We start from the raw sequence: 15363 nt of genomic DNA on the forward strand, positions 1-15363 counted from the left end.
TAAAAAAAACCTGCTATGTCTCATCTATCATTCATTAAAGACCTGCCTGGAAAGGTTTCTCAACCGCCTGTGATTGCCGCCTTGGCTTCCGTGGGCCTTCACGGAGTATTGGCATACACTCTGCCCAGTTTATCTGCATCGTCTAACCCGGAGGAGCAGAAGCCGCGAGGAACTGTCAAAGTAGTGCAGTTAACTCCGGCAGAACAAAGCCGTATCCCGCAACTTGCTCCGCCGCCTGTAGCGCTGCCTCTTCCTAACCCAACCGGGATGTTCCCGCCTTTGCCGCCGCCGTCGTCTGACGCGCTGCCGCCTATCCCTAATATTCCCAACAATTATCCATCGCTGGCTGACGCGCTGCCCCCGCCTAGTGTAACAATCCCGTCTGATATTTTGCGGATACCGGGCGCGCCGCCTCAGATAAGAACAAGGGGAGACTCTTTCAAAATTTCAGCGGCTCCCTCCGCTCTACCTCGTTATACACCGCCAGATCCCCGGAAGTTTGACTGGCGCGATCGCATTCGTCAGTCTGGAAGGTTGCCATCGGGTGTCCAGTCTGAGCAGTTCGATATTTCCAAGCTTCCGCCACCTCCTTTTGTGGAGCCACAACCTTCTACTAATCCCGAACCACAATTTTCTCCTAATCCCGAACCACAATTTTCTCCTAATCCCGAACCACAGTTTTCTCCTAATCCCGAACAACGTTCTGCGACTACTGAGCCACAATTTTCTGCTAATCCCCAACCACCATCTTCTGCTACTACTGAACCACGACCTTCGGCTACTCCTGAACAACGGACATCCCCGCAAGAGCTAGCGCAGGCGCGAGTGTCGCAACTGCTGGCAGATCAACGACTGCGACGACAAGATTTTAAAGAAGATGAAATCAGCTCCAGTGATAATGACGGAAAAATAAAAGGCGCTCGTTGGTTGACAGAACGGGGAAAACGTGATTGGCAAGAGATGACAATCGTTGCCAGCTATCCTAAAGATGCCTGCTTCATGCAGCGCGAAGGTACTGCTAAGGTTGCAGCTTTGGCAGATGCTAATGGAAACCCAATCGGACAGCCGGATCTGCTTCAGAGTTCAGGCGATCGCATTTTGAATAAAAAAGCTCAGGAGGTTGTTAAGAACTATAAATTTAAACCAACGGGTGAAGAACAAGCTTACATGGTGGGTGTGCAGTTTGACTACAACAAGGAAGATTGTCCCCAGGTGAGTTCTGCACCACGCGATCGCACTTCTACAAGAACTCCAGAATCGTCAAAACCGCAAGCTTCTCCTAAACCGGAAGCATCAACAAAACCAGAAACTTCTCCTAAACCAGAAACCGAAGCCAAACCTGAAGAGTTAAGCAGACCCAACGAGTCGCGCAAACCGGAAGCTTCTCCTAAACCGGAAACTTCTACTAAACCCGAAGAGTCCCCCAAACCGGAAACTTCTACTAAACCGGAAGCTTCTACTAAACCAGAAACTTCTACTAAACCCGAAGCCGAAGCCAAACCGGAAGCTTCTACTAAGCCGGAAGCTTCTCCCAAACCGGAAACTTCTACTAAACCCGAAGCCGAAGCCAAGCCAGAAGAGTCGCCCAAACCGGAAGCTTCTCCCAAACCGGAAGAGTCGTTTAAACCGGAAGAGTCGCCAACTCCAACGGAGAATTAAAAGAATCAGGGGTTAAGCATTTATTTAAGAGCGACATACAGCATAATAAACCCTTGAACTTTTGCAACTTCCTCTATGGCTTTGGATGCTTCATTTATGCCTCAGCTGAAGTCTTCAGCTAAGCGATTGTTCGATTTGTTGGATAAATTTACCCAGGCGCGAGTGCTGGTAGTTGGTGATTTAACTTTGGATGAATTTCTTACCGGACAGGTAGAAAGAATTTCCAGAGAAGCCCCAGTATTAATTCTCCGCCACGAAAACACCCGGCAAGTGCCTGGAGGTGGAGCCAATGCTGTGTATAATTTGGCGAAGCTAGGGGCGCAGGTGAAGGTGGCTGGACTGGTGGGGAAGGATGACCAAGGACAGGCGCTGCGTCAGATTTTTGAGACGGCTGGAATTGATACCAGTGGAATGTTACTCGATCCCCCGCGTCCAACGGTAACTAAAACGCGGATTTCTGGTCATGCGCGACAGTCGGTGACTCAACAGATTGTAAGAGTTGACCGGAAATCCGATGAGTTACCTGATCCAGATTTACAGATCCAGCTTGCTGAGTATATTCGGCAACAACTGGAAACGGTGGATGCGGTGGTTTGCTCGGATTATGGGGATGGCGTGTTTACCCAGCCTGTAATTGAGGCGGCGTTGTGTCATCGGCAAACGATTGTGGATGCCCAAGTAAGTCTCCAAAGATACCAAGGGGCAACGCTGTTTACACCGAATTTGCCGGAGGCTGAGCAGGCTGTGGGATATGCGATCGCTTCTCCCTCAGCCGTCACCCAAGCTGGGCGCGACCTCCTTAACTTGACGCAGGCGCAGCAAATGCTGATTACTCGCGGTGAGGAGGGAATGAGTCTTTTTGACCGCGATGGAACACAGCAGCACATACCAGCTTTTAACCGTACCGATGTATTTGATGTTACTGGTGCTGGCGATACGGTGGTGGCGGCGCTGACGTTGGGTTTAGTATGTGGGGCCTCTTTTTGGGAGGCGGCGGTGTTGGGAAATTTGGCGGCGAGTATTGTGGTGCGTCAGTTTGGAACAGCGACGACAAGCCCGGAGGAGATGAAGGCGGCTTTGTTGGGGTTGTTGGAGGAGGAGTAAACCAACAAGAGAGGGAGGAGTTTAGAAGAGGGCTGGTGGGTTTTGCTGGGGTTTAGAGGAAGTGAAGGTCTTGGGGCCAGTTGTCGGGATTTGTGTAAAGTAAATCCATGTTGGCGGTTATCTTCTGAATATCCCAGTCCCACCATCGTAATTCTAAGAGACGCGCTATAGTTTCGGGTTTGAATCGATAACGGATAACTTTAGCTGGGTTGCCAATTGCGATCGCATAATCTGGAATATCTTTGGCTACAACTGCTTTTGCTCCTATGACTGCGCCATTACCGATTTTGACACCTGACATGATTGTTGCTTCGTAGCCAATCCAAACATCATTTTCAATGACTGTGGTGCCTTTAGTTGTTCCGTCTAAATTGCGGTCATAAGATTTAGTTTCAGATAAAAACCATTGCAGGGGGTATGTTGTAGCTCTAGAGATAAAATGCTCTCCTCCCCCGAAAATTATCACATCTTTAGCAAAAGAGCAAAACTTGCCAATCTGAATTTTTTCTTCGGGGTTCCACAAGGCAAATTTAATCCGACTGCTTGCGTAAGTATGATCGCCAACTGTAATTCGACTATCTTCTATTTTTGGTGCTAACCATTCTGACGAAGGTGATAAATACTCGTAATAGGTCATAAAGCTCTGGGTAAAAATGTTAAATTTTGCAATTATACTAAATTGAAATAATCAGTATTTAAAAGTAATTATGCCTTTTAAAAACCATCGCAGCTTATTAGTGACTGGGGGGGCGGGTTTTATTGGCTCGAATTTTGTGCATTATTGGTGTAATGCTTACCCAAGCGATCGCGTGGTGGTTCTGGATGCGCTTACTTATGCGGGAAATCTGGGTAATTTGGCTTTGGAGGGAGGAAAAAATTTTCGGTTTGTTCAGGGAGATATATGCGATCGCGCTCTCGTTGATACTCTACTACAAGAAGAAAATATCGACACAATAGCCCATTTTGCCGCTGAATCTCACGTTGACAGGTCTATTTTAGGCCCAGGTGCATTTGTTCAAACCAATGTAGTTGGCACTTTCACTTTATTAGAAGCCTTCCGCCACCATCGGTTAACGTCTCCCCGCCAGCCGCCACAACGGGGGGAACCCCCGCAAGGCGCTGGCTCCCCAACCCCTCTCCAACAAGGAGAGCAGCTTATTCCCCCTTCCCTACAAGAGAATTCTAAATCGTTCGATTTGGCTTATCCAAACGGGCAGAGGGGGATTTTCCTCCACATTTCCACCGATGAAGTCTACGGAAGCCTCGCGCCCGAAGATCCGCCTTTTACAGAAACCACGCCCTACGCCCCTAACAGTCCCTACTCAGCGTCCAAAGCGGGAAGCGATCACTTAGTCCGCGCCTATTATCACACCTACAAGTTACCAACTATCATCACAAATTGCTCTAACAATTACGGTGCTTATCAGTTTCCAGAAAAACTCATTCCCCTGATGTGCATCAACATCTTAATGGGGAAAAAATTACCTGTTTATGGAGATGGGCAGAATCTGCGGGATTGGCTTTTTGTAGACGATCATTGTCAAGCTTTAGATGTCATAATTCATCGCGGTAAAATAGGCGAAACTTACAACATTGGTGGCAATAACGAAGTTAAAAATATCGACTTAGTTAAGATGTTGTGTCAGCTAATGGATGAATTAGCTGCCGATTTGCCAGTGCGTCCTTCCAGCAATTTGATTACTTTTGTTAAGGATAGACCAGGACATGACAGACGTTATGCAATTGATAGCACTAAGCTGAAAACTCAGTTAGGTTGGACACCTTCTGTAACTATTGAAACTGGTTTGCGTCGCACCGTTGAATGGTATCTCACTCACCGCGATTGGTGGGAACCGTTGCTGTCTGAGAAGTATCAGGAATACTATCGCCAAGTTTACGTATTATAGGTTTACAGGAATAATTTCTTTGTTAAAGATAAGTATTACATTACCGAGATTGAGTAGGCTAAACCCAATCTCCAGAGTTACTAATTTCGGAGCTGGAAGTAACTATAGAAATTCAAGGGTTGGGCGCAATACATCTATAGGGACATGGCATTGCCACGTCCCTATCAAAGTAGCGAAAATGTCAGAACCGCGATACATTCCACCCAACTGAGAAACGCTATAGGTAAAGCGATTGAACCTTAATTTACCCCACTGGTAGCCTCAGCCATCTTAGGCGGAGTTCCCATCGCTTTCAACCAGCGGTAATTGGAAGCGATCGCTTCGCCCAATGTTTCATGAACCTTATATTCAATTCCAAATTCACCGCATACTTCTTCGACAATTTCTGCCAGTTTCGGGTAATGAATATGGCAGATATGAGGAAAAAGATGATGAACAACTTGAAAGTTTAAACCGCCGAGATACCAGTTTAAAACCTGATTCTTTGGGGCAAAATCTACTGTGGTGCGTACTTGGCAAATCGCCCACTCATCATCTATTCTTCCTGTCTCAGGAGATGGTGTTAAGAAATCTGCTGTGTCTACTACATGGGCAAGTATAAATACAAAACCCATAATTACACCAACCGTCATGTAAGTTGTAACAACACCCAAAATTACTTCGATTGGCGAATATCCCAACATTAAAGGTACACCAATAACATAGGCTAGCCAAAAAGCTTTAAAGCTAAAAAACGTTATTAAATCGCTCTTTTTCGGTGTAGGGATTCCATGATTAATGTAGTTACGCTTGATTAGCAGAACATAGAAATCATAGATAAATCCATGAAGAGGTACAAACCCGTATAGTATCCAAATGTAAAACTGCTGAAAGCGGTGAAACCATCGATACTCCTGTTCGGGAGACATTCTCACCAAGCCTTCACCATCTATGTCCACATCATGATCAACTATATTTGTATAAGTATGATGAAGAACATTATGACGATATCTCCATAAATAACTGGAGACTCCTAATAAATCGGTAGCTAAACTGAGTATCTTATTAACATTTTGGTTATTCGAGTAACCACCGTGATTAGCATCATGCCCAATATTAAAGGCGATTGCAGCCATTGAAATTCCAAGAACTACACATCCAAGGAGTTTAATCCATGAATCGCTAGGTACGAAGATAATAAATGCCCAAGTGGAAATCATCCATGTTAAGCAAATTACGCCTTTGAAATACATGGCGAAATTATCTCGCTGTTTAATACTTTCCGATTCAAAATAAGCTTCAACTCTTCGATTGAGTTCTTTTCTGAATCCAACTGCTTTTGAGAAAGTGACTTTTGACTGCATTCAGTAACCAATTATGCATAAATAACCGTAATAGTATAACGTCTTTTACGGTGGCGATGCAGCGCAAAATCTGGGAAAACTATTAAGATTGCCCTAAAGACATAGATTACTAAATTTATTATGCTCCAGCACCAAAAGGCCAAGTTGTGAAGAGGAAAACGACAACTGTGGCGATCGCTAACAATCCCTGAATCACATTCCCAATTAGGGAACCGACTACAATGCCTACACCAGCTTTCAGCGATAGCTTAAATCTAGGCTCCAGTTCCAAGTCGCGGCGATAGAGAAATTCCCCAATAATCGCCCCCAGTAATGGCCCAACCAGAATCCCCACCAATGGCCCCGCAACCAGGAAAGCGGGCAATAATCCCAAAAAGCCTACCACCAAGCCGACAATGGCACCAATTTGCCCCCACTTGCTAGCGCCAGCTCGTTGCGCCCCCAAATAGCTAGCGAAGAAATCAATGCCAATGCCCAGGATTAATACCACGATAGTAACGCCCAGCGGTACAGCCACAGTACTAAAACCTTGAATGGCTCCCCAGATTAAAATGGCAATTAAAATCAAGCTGGTTCCGGGAATGCCGGGAACCACTGCGCCGATAATGCCAACAACCATGACAGCAACAAGTAGCCAATAGAGAAGTGGTAGGGACATTTTAATTCCAGGGGTTGCGACATTTTTTAAGAAGGTGTTTATAAAGATGCCTGGTATAGCCGCGAGTTCTATTCGCTGGGGACTTTATAAGCATTATCTAAATGAGAGCTGAGAGTGAAATCTAATTTTTCGGCAATCCCAGCTATCCAGTTTTCATCTTGCTTGGTGTAACTGCGAGGAGCATTAGCACCTAAAATCAGCACACCGCGATCGCCTATAGGCTGGCAGATTACACCTTGAGTATTCTCTGGAAGATAGTCAAATTCAATCTGTCCAGGGTATATCTTTAGCGACACTAGATAAACTGGCTTTTGTTTTTCCAGCACTCGCTGCAAAATCGCTCCCGGTTTTACTTCCGGGTTGACACCCAAGATACCCCGACGCAATAGCACTTGTCCTTTGTACCAAACGACAAGCGATCGCGTCACCGTATTGGTCAGCAACAGATGCGAAGCCCAAGCCAACTCTGTTTTCACTGCTTCCGGCAAGTCTGGCGCTAGTTCAAACCCCTCCTTGCCGATCAGTTCAACAACATCAGGCGATCGCGGCTGCACCTGCTGCCATAATAAACCCGTCAAAATCAGCAACGCACTAATAATCACACCCAGCGCATCAGAACGAGCTTGGGATTGGGTTAGCTGGGGTGTCAACAAACGGTTAATCAGCAGCAGCACACTCGCCAACCCACCGACAACAATGGGCAGCTGCCGCAAAACCTGATTTTGATCTGGTTTAGCCATACTTGCTTAAGGGTTGAAGGTTAATTGAAACGTTAAAAGTTTGAATAACTTTCAAGTTTCAACTTTCCAACTTTTCAAATTCACAGTTCATCTGGCTCAATGATTCGCTGGAACAGATAGCCAGTGCCTCGTGCCGTCAGAATCAACTCCGGATTACTGGGGTCATCTTCCAACTTAGCTCTCAACCGCGAGATATGTACATCTACCACGCGAGTATCTACGTGGCGTTCTGGCGTATAACCCCAAACCTCCTGCAAAATCTCAGAACGGGAAAAAGGCTCTCCAGAACGGCTGACTAACAATTCCAGTAGGCTGAACTCCATCCCAGTAAGCCGAATTCGCTCATCGCCCTTGTAAACTTGTCGCTTATTGGTGTCAATTTTGATATTTCCCACATGGATGACACCAGAACTGGGAATCCCCGTTGCCCCAGTTTTATCCACTCGTCGCAACACCGAACGGATACGTGCTTCCAGCTCTTTTGGCGAAAAGGGCTTCACAACGTAGTCATCTGCTCCCAGCTCCAATCCGGTGATGCGGTCAGCAACATCACCTAGAGCAGTTAGCATAATAATTGGCACATCCGATTCCTTCCGCAATTCCTGACAAACGCCATAGCCATCAAGCTTTGGCATCATCACGTCCAAAACTACCAAGTCAGGCTCGGCATTGCGAAAGGTATCCAGTGCTTCCTCTCCATCGGCAGCAGTCACGACATCGTAGCCAATCATGGAAAGGCGTGTTTCCAGAATGCGGCGGATGCTGGCTTCGTCGTCAACTACCAGGATTTTTTCTTTATGGCTTTCCAAGCTCGTGAACGCTCCTTCCTTAAGTCCGATTTCTAATCGTAAATTTGAGTGCTATTACATTAAGATATCATTCAATTTAGTCAGTTTGTAACGCCTGAAATTCCCACTGTTACAGCTTTTTATACTTTCTTAATATTTATACAATATTAAGATTCTTTAACAATAAATATTTGAGTTTGGACGTTAGACTTTGGGCAGAGGCAAAATTTGAGTCTCTACCAACTTTATTTCCTGGCTCCTAGCTGTAGCCTATAGTTCCTAAAAATGGCAAAGCCTAAAACCAACTATGTCTGCAACGAATGTGGGGCAGAAGCTTCACAATGGTTTGGCAGGTGTCCCTCCTGCGGCACCTACAACTCTCTAGAAGAACAGTTCTTGCCACAGTCTGCTTCCCATCCCAGTCGGGGTTTGCAGAGTTCGCAGCGCAACGGCAAATCAGCCGCCAAAATCCCCCAGGCCAGAGCATCTCTGACATTCGCGCAAATTACCGACAACCATCAGGAGCGATGGAGTTCTGGGTATGACGAATTAGATCGCGTACTGGGGGGGGGAATTGTTCCCGGCTCTTTAGTGTTGATTGGTGGCGATCCTGGGATTGGTAAATCAACGCTGCTACTGCAAACGGCGAATCAGCTGGCGCAGAGGTATCGCATTCTCTATGTCTGTGGGGAAGAGTCGGGACAACAGGTGAAGCTGCGGGCTTCTCGCTTGGGTGTCGCAAACACCAATCCGGATGAGGAAGAAAATGGCGGCGCATCTGTCGAGGTGGAGCCTGCTGTATCTGTAGAGGCTCCTGTGAAATCCATCGCTGGTGCGGCTGCGGACTTATATGTGCTGGCGGAAACCGATTTAGAAGAGATTATTAGGGAGTTGGAAGCTTTAAGACCGAATGTGGCGGTGATTGATAGCGTTCAGACGATTTACTTACCGTCTCTGACTTCTGCGGCTGGTTCGGTGGCTCAGGTGCGAGAATGTACTGCGGCGCTGATGAAGGTGGCAAAAGGCGAGAATATCACGCTGTTGATTGTGGGACACGTAACGAAGGAGGGTGCGATCGCAGGGCCGAAAGTTTTGGAACACTTGGTAGACACGGTACTGTATTTTGAAGGCGATCGCTTTGCTTCTCACCGACTCCTGCGTTCAGTAAAAAACCGCTTTGGTGCAACTCACGAAATCGGCGTTTTTGAAATGATCGACCGGGGACTGCGAGAAGTTTCTAACCCCTCAGAGCTATTTTTAGGCAACCGCGACGAAGTGGTTCCCGGTACAGCCTTGGTAGTCGCCTGCGAAGGAACTCGCCCGATTGTGGTAGAACTGCAAGCCTTAGTGAGTCCCACTAGCTACAGTTCTCCCCGACGCTCTACGACTGGCGTTGACTATAACCGACTGCTGCAAATTTTGGCAGTCTTGGAAAAACGAGTCGGCATACCTTTATCTAAGTTAGATGCTTATGTTGCATCTGCCGGAGGACTGAATGTAGAAGAACCTGCGGTAGATTTAGGAATGGCGATCGCTGTGGTAGCTTCTTTTCGCGATCGCATTGTCGATCCCAGCACCGTTTTAATCGGTGAAGTCGGCTTAGGCGGACAAGTTCGAGCAGTTTCCCAAATGGAACTACGGCTGAAAGAAGCAGCTAAATTGGGCTTTAAAAAAGCCATTGTTCCCAAAGGGCAAAAGTTCCCAGAACTCGGTTTAGAAATTATTCCGGTGGCAAAAGTGATAGATGCTATCATTGCCGCAATTCCGCCTCAACATCATGCTGATGAAGAAATGCTGGAAGAAGATGAAGATTGATAGGTGTTAGTTGAATTATGGCTAATTCTTCAAAAGCCATGATTCAATTAGCGATTAACTAATGACTAGAGGAGTGTTATGAAAAATCAAATAAAGATTGGCGGCCTTGTACTTTCCGTTTTAGGCTGCATCGCCCTGACTCAGAACGCGATCGCCCAGAACACAGGTAAGATTAATATTGAAATCGAAGGCTTACGAAATCAACAAGGCGAAGTTTGTCTCAATATTTTTTCTGGTAGCAGAGGATTTCCCAGCGATTCGGAAAAAGCTGTTAAAAAACAGTGTTTTCCAATAACAAAACGTCCTCTTACCGTAACGTTAGGAGGCTTGAAATATGGCAGCTATGCTGTCTCGGTATACCACGACCAGAACGGAGACAAAAAACTAAACCGAGACAGTTTAGGTATTCCCGCAGAAGGATTTGGATTTTCTAATAACCCCTTTGTCGGCACAGCCCCCGCCAAATATAGAGAAGCGCTGTTAATTGTTGCCGGAGAAAGTACCAATATCAAGATTATGATGAAATATTCGATCAATAGTTAAATACCGTGCAATACGGTCATTTAGAAGCTCAAAGTCCCAAATCTGCCTAAACTACAGCTATTTGGGGTTACACAAACAAAGCCTGCTTTTGCAGGCTTTGAGAGTCATTAATCTCGCACAACGCAAGACTTCTTTTGTTCGCCCTTGACTTCAGGATGCTGTTGGCGCAAGAACCTAACCTTAGTCCCGCAATCCTTACAAGGGTTGCGGAAACCGGAACCTCCCCTATTAGGAGAGAAATCTTATCCGGAAGTCGTCAATAGTATCCTTTAGTCGTCGGCGCTTATGGGGTGGAACGCAAATCTTACTTAACAGTAGCCTTCGCGCCAGCTTCTTCCAACTGCTTCTTGATATCAGCAGCTTCTTCCTTGGCAGCGCCTTCCTTAACTGGCTTAGGAGTGGATTCCACCAAATCCTTAGCTTCCTTCAGACCCAGACCAGTGATAGTCCGCACCACCTTGAGGATGGCAATCTTCTTATCAGCTGGAACATCATCCAGAATCACGTCAAATGCAGTTTGCTCTTCCACTGGTTCCGCAGCAGCACCACCACCAGCACCAGGAGCAGCCATCATCATCATGCCGCCAGCGGGTGCAGCAGCACTCACGCCAAAGGCTTCTTCAATCTGCTTAACGAGTTCAGCAGCTTCCAGTAGACTCAGTGATTTGAGTTGGTCGAGAATTTGATCGGTTGTAGCAGACATGAATAAACTCCAGTAAAATTGATTGTTTTGAAGTCCGCCTGCGCGGACTTCCTTCGCCCTTGACTTTAGTCATCAGGCATCTATAGCAGCAGCATCGCCCTCGGCGCTGCCACCTTCTTGCTTGTCGGACACCGCTTGTAAACCTCGTGCCAGCGAAGCGGGAACCTCGTTGATACCGATGGCAATCTTGGCTGTCAACGAATTGATCGCCCCAGCAATTTGCGCCATGAGTTGTTCCTTCGAGGGCAAGTCACCAAGTGCCTTGACATCAGCTTCACTAAGAGAGCGACCTTCCATGACACCGCCGCGAAGTTCTGTCTTCTTGGTGGCTTTTTGGAAGTCTTGATAAGCTTTGATAGCGCCGCTCAAGTCGTCTTTTACTAGCAGGAAGGCGGAAGACCCAGTGAGCAATTCCGTCATTGGTTGCCAGGCGTCGTTACCGTCCACGGCAATTCGCATGAAGGTGTTTTTCGCCACCTTGCACACTGAGCCACTTGGGCGCAGTCGCCGCCGCAAGTCAGTAATATCAGCAACGGTTAGCCCTTGGTAGTTAATCACAAGTGCCAAATTGGACTGATCCAAAGTTTCTTTGAGATCAGCGACAATCTCGCGCTTATTTTCTGGCGATCTACCCATCTATGTTTCACCTCCTTACTAAGTGCAGAATGCCAAACTTTCAAAAGCCCAATAAAAAACCCCAGTGGTAAAGCCGGGGTAGGAGCGATCGCATCCTTAATATCTCTTCTGCCATGCTACTTGCGGCTAGAAGATTGATACTTGATGCGATAAAGGCGCAAACCTAAGCAGGAAATTAAGCATATGATCGCTCCTGCTGTCTCCGGCGCGTACTTATTCAGTTTATTGGGCTTAAATCTTGAAATTTTTCTCCTTGTATCCTTCCTTTCCTAGGCTGGGAAGAAGCCCACCCTAGGAAATCTAAATTTTAGGCAGCATCACCGAACTTAAAATCGCGCAGAGCGTTGATGTCAAGTTGAATTGATGGCCCCATTGTCGCCGATACGTACATCGTGCGCCAGTAGCGACCTTTGGCTCCGGTTGGACGGTTGCGGTCAATCGTTTCCTGCAATGCTTTCAGATTCACCAGCAAGTCGTCGGTTGGGAAGGCAGCTTTGCCAAACATAACGTGAACGATGCCAGTGCGGTCTGCTCTGAATTCTAGCTTACCAGCTTTAAACTCTGCGATCGCACCCGCCAAATCAAATGTCACCGTCCCCCCTTTGGGGTTAGGCATCAAACCCCGTGGGCCTAGCATACGTCCCAGTTTTGCTACCTGTGGCATCATATCCGGGGTTGCCAGCAGCAGGTCGAAATCCATCATACCTTTTTGGATTTCATCGATCAGCTCTTCAGACCCGGCGATATCCGCACCGTTAGCGCTTGCTTCTTGTACCTTCTCCCCACGAGCGATTACAGCGACTCGAATTGTCTGTCCAGTTCCTTTAGGCAGAGCCACCGTGGTTCGCAGTTGTTGGTCGGTATACTTGGGGTCAATTCCTAACCGGATATGTGCCTCAGCTGATTCGGAAAATTTTGCTGTTGCTGTCTCTTTTAAGAGGTTTAGAGCATCTATCGGTTGGTAGACTCGATCTTCAACTTTCTTTTGCAGTTCTTGAAGTCTGCGAGATAGTTTCTTTGTCATATTTCTCTCCTGGGGTCACTAACGAGGTGTCGCCTCTCCCCCGATAAAGTGTTGTTTGTCCGTTGTCCTTCGGCGTTTTAACGTTTTAAAATTGTCAAGTTTTTACAACCTTACAACCTTACAACTTGACAACGTTTTAACGTTCAGTGACTAATCCGAAATTGTCACGCCCATATTTCGAGCCGTTCCTTCGACAATTTTCATTGCCGCATCAATGTCGTTGGCATTGATGTCAGGTAGTTTGGTTTGGGCAATTTCTTGCAGTTGCCCCCGTGTAATTGACCCCACTTTTTTCCGATTTGGTTCGTTAGAGCCGCGCTCAATGCCAGCTGCCTTGCGAATCAAAACTGATGCTGGTGGTGTCTTGAGAATAAACGTAAAACTGCGGTCTTCATAGACTGAAATTTCTGCTGGAATCACCATTCCCGCTTGGTCAGATGTTTTGGCGTTGTACTCTTTGCAAAACGCCATGATGTTTACACCGTGCTGACCTAGAGCAGGCCCCACCGGAGGGGCGGGGTTAGCTTTCCCAGCATTTAGAGCTAGTTTTATGACCGCAACAACTTTCTTTGCCATCTTGACTGTTTAGCCTTGTTTCTGAACCTGATTAAACTCCAATTCTACTGGCGTATTGCGTCCAAAAATCGATAGTAACGCCTTCAGCTTGCTCCGTTCTGGGCTGACTTCAATTACCTCGCCTTCAAAATCTTTAAACGCGCCAGAAAGGACGATAATTTTATCTCCATTAGCCAGATAAGTTTTGACTACTGGTGCCTGTTCGGTGGTTTGTTTAAAGATCCGTTCCACTTCCGAGAAACTCAGCGGCAACGGTTTTACGTGTCCGCGCCCTCTTCCGTAGCGGCGTTTTTGTTCTGCCCCGACAAAGTTGATTACGTTTGGAGTATTTTTGACGACCTGCCAAGCTTCGTCGTCCATCTCCAGTTCACCCTCTTGTCCGGGAACTAGCCGCATCCGGACTAGAACATAACCTGGAAAAACTTTTTCTTCCGAGGTTTTGCGACTGCCATCTTTGAGCGTTTTTACGGTAGGGGTTTGAGGTATCTCTACCTGTAAAATTCGCTCTGCGACATCCAGGGTTTGAATGCGCTGTTCCAGGTTTGTCTTGACGCGCTTTTCACATCCAGAGGCGACCTGAACAGCATACCATCTAGACTTTACAGCCGCATTGGAGCTTTCTTCTCGTTGCTCGAAATCTTGTGTATCGTCGTCCGCTGCATAACTCATCCGAACACCTGCTTTGCTGCCCATGCAAACAAACCGTCGAAAAGATAAATCATAGTTGCCGAAAGAGTCACCATTAGCAGCACAGCCGCAGATTCGCTGATCAACTGCTGCCGACTGGGCCAGACAACTTTGTTCAGTTCTTCTTTTGTTTCTTGAACAAAGTTCGATACGTTAAACCCAGGATTTTTTTCTGTGCTTTCTGGTTCGTTTTTCTTTGCCACACTATCTCTCCCGTGAATTCAGATGTAGGTTGTCCCTTGGCGTTTGAACGTTTTAACGGTTGAAATGTTGTTATAACCTTTCAATGTTTCAACTTGAAACGAGAATGACTACCCACACAACATAAGTCTACCCGAAAGTTTATATCTTTGAGGCTGGCTATCCAACCCTAAAGATCCCTTCGGGCAGAGCTTTGTAACTAAGGTCTTGAGTTTTTCACTTTTTTACTCAGTCCTCAGTCCTGATTTGTGCTGAGAGCGCGCCCTGGAGGACTTGAACCCCCGACATCAGGTTTTGGAGACCTGCGTTCTACCAACTGAACTAAGAGCGCACAGGTGGAAGCCAGAGCGATCGCCTAAACTTCTCTAGTTTCCAGTTTAACCTCTTGTGGCATCAATCGGAAATAACCTTTCCAATTTCAACTACGAGTTGCGGTCAAACCGTTGTTTAACCCTAGTGGCTTTACCAATGCGATCGCGTAGGTAATACAGTTTAGCACGACGCACCTTACCACGGCGAATAATTTTGATGTTTTCTATTCTGGGAGAATGAAGCAAAAACACTCGCTCAACGCCTACCCCTTGGAATACTCTCCGCACGGTAATTGTGGAGTTTATGCTGCTACCGCCTTTAGCGATAACAACACCTTCGTATGGCTGCGTCCGTTCTTTGCCGCCTTCTTGGATAATTACCCCAACCTTAACAGTGTCTCCCACATAAATTATGGGTAGCTGCTTTTTCAGTTGCTCCGCTTCAATTGAGCGAATTATTTCCTGAGCATTCATTGGTTTTGTAAAAAACTCACAGCCTCCTAGTTTATCTTAATGCCCGGTTGTTTGTCTATAGCTAATCCCAACTTAAGTAGGGTGGGCATTTAGAAAGAAAAAGGCAGAAGGTAAAATTGAAGAATTCCTCATTTTTACCTTCTGCCTTTTAAGGGCAGTAGCGGCATATCAATACTTTTCGCTTAAGACTTGAT

Annotated in this window: 17 protein-coding genes, 1 tRNA gene and 1 other annotated feature; of the genes, 5 read left to right on the plus strand and 13 right to left on the minus strand. The window is 46.6% G+C overall.

Features of this window, described 5'->3' with window-relative positions:
• Window positions 1-15: 15 nt before the first annotated feature.
• A complete protein-coding gene (locus H6F74_RS23105; RefSeq protein WP_190444488.1) occupies window positions 16-1659 on the plus strand; it encodes a TonB family protein in 1644 nt (547 codons plus the stop codon).
• A 75-nt stretch (window positions 1660-1734) separates the two neighbouring features.
• Entirely contained in the window at window positions 1735-2763 is a 1029-nt protein-coding gene (gene rfaE1 / locus H6F74_RS23110) for a D-glycero-beta-D-manno-heptose-7-phosphate kinase (protein WP_190444489.1), read from the plus strand.
• Between the two features lie 52 nt (window positions 2764-2815).
• On the opposite strand, the gene H6F74_RS23115 is transcribed toward rfaE1, so the two are convergent.
• Window positions 2816-3400, minus strand: a complete 585-nt coding sequence (locus H6F74_RS23115) for a CatB-related O-acetyltransferase (RefSeq protein WP_190444490.1) — start codon at window positions 3398-3400, stop codon at window positions 2816-2818.
• Between the two features lie 70 nt (window positions 3401-3470).
• On the opposite strand from H6F74_RS23115, the gene rfbB reads away from it, so the two are divergent.
• Window positions 3471-4670 (plus strand): dTDP-glucose 4,6-dehydratase, encoded by a 1200-nt coding sequence (gene rfbB, locus H6F74_RS23120; RefSeq protein WP_190444491.1) that lies wholly within the window; start codon window positions 3471-3473, stop codon window positions 4668-4670.
• A gap of 239 nt (window positions 4671-4909) precedes the next feature.
• On the opposite strand, the gene H6F74_RS23125 is transcribed toward rfbB, so the two are convergent.
• The 4 genes from H6F74_RS23125 to rpaB all read right to left on the minus strand — a co-directional run bounded on the left by H6F74_RS23125 (window position 4910) and on the right by rpaB (window position 8220).
• A complete protein-coding gene (locus tag H6F74_RS23125; protein WP_190444492.1) occupies window positions 4910-6013 on the minus strand; it encodes an acyl-CoA desaturase in 1104 nt (367 codons plus the stop codon).
• 118 nt (window positions 6014-6131) lie between these two features.
• Window positions 6132-6671: a DUF456 family protein gene (locus H6F74_RS23130; protein WP_190444493.1), complete on the minus strand. Its 540-nt coding sequence runs from the start codon at window positions 6669-6671 to the stop codon at window positions 6132-6134.
• A 68-nt stretch (window positions 6672-6739) separates the two neighbouring features.
• Complete coding sequence (locus H6F74_RS23135; protein WP_190444494.1) at window positions 6740-7411, minus strand: cofactor assembly of complex C subunit B; 672 nt, start codon at window positions 7409-7411, stop codon at window positions 6740-6742.
• Between the two features lie 80 nt (window positions 7412-7491).
• Window positions 7492-8220, minus strand: a complete 729-nt coding sequence (gene rpaB / locus H6F74_RS23140; RefSeq protein WP_190422928.1) for a response regulator transcription factor RpaB — start codon at window positions 8218-8220, stop codon at window positions 7492-7494.
• A 264-nt stretch (window positions 8221-8484) separates the two neighbouring features.
• Between rpaB and radA the strand changes: the two genes are divergently transcribed.
• Complete coding sequence (radA, locus tag H6F74_RS23145; RefSeq protein ID WP_190444495.1) at window positions 8485-10014, plus strand: DNA repair protein RadA; 1530 nt, start codon at window positions 8485-8487, stop codon at window positions 10012-10014.
• Between the two features lie 78 nt (window positions 10015-10092).
• The gene (locus H6F74_RS23150) at window positions 10093-10557 is read left to right on the plus strand and encodes a DUF2141 domain-containing protein (RefSeq protein WP_190444496.1); all 465 of its coding nucleotides are present in this window, start codon (window positions 10093-10095) and stop codon (window positions 10555-10557) included.
• A 304-nt stretch (window positions 10558-10861) separates the two neighbouring features.
• On the opposite strand, the gene rplL is transcribed toward H6F74_RS23150, so the two are convergent.
• From rplL to rplS, 8 genes are all read right to left on the minus strand, one after another.
• On the minus strand, window positions 10862-11260 hold the full coding sequence (rplL, locus tag H6F74_RS23155) for a 50S ribosomal protein L7/L12 (RefSeq protein WP_190444497.1): 399 nt from the start codon (window positions 11258-11260) through the stop codon (window positions 10862-10864).
• Between the two features lie 72 nt (window positions 11261-11332).
• Entirely contained in the window at window positions 11333-11896 is a 564-nt protein-coding gene (gene rplJ / locus H6F74_RS23160) for a 50S ribosomal protein L10 (RefSeq protein WP_190444498.1), read from the minus strand.
• A 44-nt stretch (window positions 11897-11940) separates the two neighbouring features.
• Window positions 11941-12120 (minus strand) — a sequence feature (ribosomal protein L10 leader region).
• A gap of 83 nt (window positions 12121-12203) precedes the next feature.
• Window positions 12204-12920: a 50S ribosomal protein L1 gene (gene rplA / locus H6F74_RS23165; RefSeq protein WP_190444499.1), complete on the minus strand. Its 717-nt coding sequence runs from the start codon at window positions 12918-12920 to the stop codon at window positions 12204-12206.
• 150 nt (window positions 12921-13070) lie between these two features.
• The gene (rplK, locus tag H6F74_RS23170) at window positions 13071-13496 is read right to left on the minus strand and encodes a 50S ribosomal protein L11 (RefSeq protein WP_190422940.1); all 426 of its coding nucleotides are present in this window, start codon (window positions 13494-13496) and stop codon (window positions 13071-13073) included.
• Window positions 13497-13505: 9 nt separating this feature from the next.
• A complete protein-coding gene (gene nusG, locus H6F74_RS23175) occupies window positions 13506-14165 on the minus strand; it encodes a transcription termination/antitermination protein NusG (protein WP_190444500.1) in 660 nt (219 codons plus the stop codon).
• Window positions 14162-14386: a preprotein translocase subunit SecE gene (secE, locus tag H6F74_RS23180; protein WP_190444501.1), complete on the minus strand. Its 225-nt coding sequence runs from the start codon at window positions 14384-14386 to the stop codon at window positions 14162-14164. Before secE ends, nusG begins: the two co-directional genes overlap by 4 nt.
• A gap of 256 nt (window positions 14387-14642) precedes the next feature.
• Window positions 14643-14715: transfer RNA gene (locus H6F74_RS23185), tRNA-Trp, on the minus strand.
• A gap of 91 nt (window positions 14716-14806) precedes the next feature.
• On the minus strand, window positions 14807-15169 hold the full coding sequence (gene rplS, locus H6F74_RS23190; protein WP_190444502.1) for a 50S ribosomal protein L19: 363 nt from the start codon (window positions 15167-15169) through the stop codon (window positions 14807-14809).
• Between the last annotated feature and the right edge of the window lie 194 nt (window positions 15170-15363).

The sequence above is a fragment of the Trichocoleus sp. FACHB-90 genome (assembly GCF_014695505.1).
In the GTDB taxonomy this organism is placed as follows: Bacteria; Cyanobacteriota; Cyanobacteriia; order Cyanobacteriales; family FACHB-T130; genus Funiculus; species Funiculus sociatus.

Coding starts and splice junctions, on each gene's coding strand:
- H6F74_RS23105 (WP_190444488.1), top strand. CDS start 16: ATGTCTCATCTATCATTCATTAAAGACCTGCCTGGAAAGGTTTCTCAA.
- rplK (WP_190422940.1), bottom strand. CDS start 13,496: ATGGCAAAGAAAGTTGTTGCGGTCATAAAACTAGCTCTAAATGCTGGG.
- radA (WP_190444495.1), top strand. CDS start 8,485: ATGGCAAAGCCTAAAACCAACTATGTCTGCAACGAATGTGGGGCAGAA.
- rplL (WP_190444497.1), bottom strand. CDS start 11,260: ATGTCTGCTACAACCGATCAAATTCTCGACCAACTCAAATCACTGAGT.
- H6F74_RS23135 (WP_190444494.1), bottom strand. CDS start 7,411: ATGGCTAAACCAGATCAAAATCAGGTTTTGCGGCAGCTGCCCATTGTT.
- H6F74_RS23115 (WP_190444490.1), bottom strand. CDS start 3,400: ATGACCTATTACGAGTATTTATCACCTTCGTCAGAATGGTTAGCACCA.
- H6F74_RS23125 (WP_190444492.1), bottom strand. CDS start 6,013: ATGCAGTCAAAAGTCACTTTCTCAAAAGCAGTTGGATTCAGAAAAGAA.
- rfbB (WP_190444491.1), top strand. CDS start 3,471: ATGCCTTTTAAAAACCATCGCAGCTTATTAGTGACTGGGGGGGCGGGT.
- rplA (WP_190444499.1), bottom strand. CDS start 12,920: ATGACAAAGAAACTATCTCGCAGACTTCAAGAACTGCAAAAGAAAGTT.
- rplJ (WP_190444498.1), bottom strand. CDS start 11,896: ATGGGTAGATCGCCAGAAAATAAGCGCGAGATTGTCGCTGATCTCAAA.
- rfaE1 (WP_190444489.1), top strand. CDS start 1,735: ATGGCTTTGGATGCTTCATTTATGCCTCAGCTGAAGTCTTCAGCTAAG.
- nusG (WP_190444500.1), bottom strand. CDS start 14,165: ATGAGTTATGCAGCGGACGACGATACACAAGATTTCGAGCAACGAGAA.
- H6F74_RS23150 (WP_190444496.1), top strand. CDS start 10,093: ATGAAAAATCAAATAAAGATTGGCGGCCTTGTACTTTCCGTTTTAGGC.
- H6F74_RS23130 (WP_190444493.1), bottom strand. CDS start 6,671: ATGTCCCTACCACTTCTCTATTGGCTACTTGTTGCTGTCATGGTTGTT.
- rplS (WP_190444502.1), bottom strand. CDS start 15,169: ATGAATGCTCAGGAAATAATTCGCTCAATTGAAGCGGAGCAACTGAAA.